1 protein-coding gene is annotated in these 660 nt (G+C 66.4%); it reads right to left on the bottom strand.

What is annotated here, in order from left to right; translation table 11 throughout:
• Positions 1-660: AIR synthase-related protein (locus IE109_RS32865; RefSeq protein WP_268251501.1), on the bottom strand; the 660-nt coding region annotated here is incomplete at both ends.

Genomic DNA, 660 nt, shown 5'->3' with positions numbered 1-660 from the left:
CGTCGTCGGCCTGCAACGCGTCCTGCCACGCCGGGCGGGCGTAGGGGCGGTGGTAGGTGGGGCCCTCGTGCGCGACGGTACCCGGAGGCACGTCCACGATCTGCTCACCGTGCCAGAAGATCTCCAGCCGCTCCCCGTCGGTCACCTCACCGATGACGGTCGCGATGACGTCCCACTTCTCACAGATCTCCAGGAACCGCTCCACATGCCGCGGCTCCACGATCGCGCACATCCGCTCCTGCGACTCGCTCATGAGGATCTCCTCAGGCGACAACGACGCATCACGCAACGGCACCGAATCCAGCTCCACCCGCATCCCACCCGTACCGGCCGAAGCCAGCTCCGAGGTGGCACACGAAAGACCCGCGCCGCCCAGGTCCTGAATGCCCGCGACGAGCTTCTCCCGGAAAATCTCCAGGGTGCACTCGATCAGCAACTTCTCCTGGAACGGGTCACCCACCTGCACCGCCGGCCGCTTGGTGGGCTTGGTGTCATCGAACGTCTCCGAGGCCAGCACCGACACACCGCCGATCCCGTCCCCACCGGTACGCGCACCGTAGAGGATGACCTTGTTGCCCGGCCCGGAGGCCTTGGCGAGGTGGATGTCCTCATGCCGCATCACACCGATACAACCGGCGTTCACCAGCGGATTGCCCTGAT

Source organism: Streptomyces lavendofoliae (assembly GCF_014649735.1).
GTDB classification, from domain to species: Bacteria; Actinomycetota; Actinomycetes; order Streptomycetales; family Streptomycetaceae; genus Streptomyces; species Streptomyces lavendofoliae.
The sequence above is the reverse complement of the archived record's forward strand: the minus strand, read 5'-3'. Positions and strand labels throughout refer to the sequence as shown.